This window comes from Flavilitoribacter nigricans DSM 23189 = NBRC 102662 (assembly GCF_002646595.1).
GTDB classification, from domain to species: Bacteria; Bacteroidota; Bacteroidia; order Chitinophagales; family Saprospiraceae; genus Flavilitoribacter; species Flavilitoribacter nigricans.
Genome location: NZ_PDUD01000135.1, coordinates 1 through 650, shown reverse-complemented (window position 1 = coordinate 650; position 650 = coordinate 1). Strand labels below are relative to the sequence as shown.

The window sequence follows — 650 nt, the reverse complement described above, 5'->3', positions numbered from 1 at the left end:
TACCAAACGTGAGAGTAGAAATCAGCCTGGTAGCCACCGTAGTAGTCGTAGCATGGGTCCGGATCGTCCATAGTCATTACGATCACCCATACATCTTCGTCACCTGGTTTGCCGTCGCAATCTTCGTCGCGGCTAACTACAACCGGATCAGAGATCCCGTCGTACTCACACCAGTTGATTACAGAGTAAGTGCGGAAAATTTTGTAGCACTCGTCGCCACTGGCAGAGAAGAAGTCATCTTTCACGCTTACGGCCAGCAGGTCACAAGCCAGTTCTTCCGTTTCGATGGTGTCTACCTGAGGAGTACCGCAGTTAGCTTCCGCATCTTTCGGGAACTTGATCTTGTATTTGTGCTGCTCTTTGATCGTTACTACTTGCTCACACTTGTTCGTAGAAGTCAGACCTTTTGCGTCAGACACCTGGAAGCGACGTACGAAAGTGCCGTAGCCACAGTCAGTCAGGTCGTCAGTCAGCGGATCCAGTTCTACTACCGTGTAACCTGGGCAGTTGTCAGAACCAGTGGCTTCGCCGAACAGTTCAGTCATTTGCTCAGAGTCAGTTGGGTCAAAGTCGAATGGCAGTTCGTCGCAGTCAATAGAAGCAGGCAGCGGCGGTACACAGTATGCAGGCAGTTTGTCTTCGATCAACAG

The 650-nt window shown here is 50.8% G+C and carries 1 pseudogene; it reads right to left on the bottom strand.

The features are described from left to right. A pseudogene (locus CRP01_RS42725) lies at positions 1-650 on the bottom strand (hypothetical protein); the annotation flags it as partial.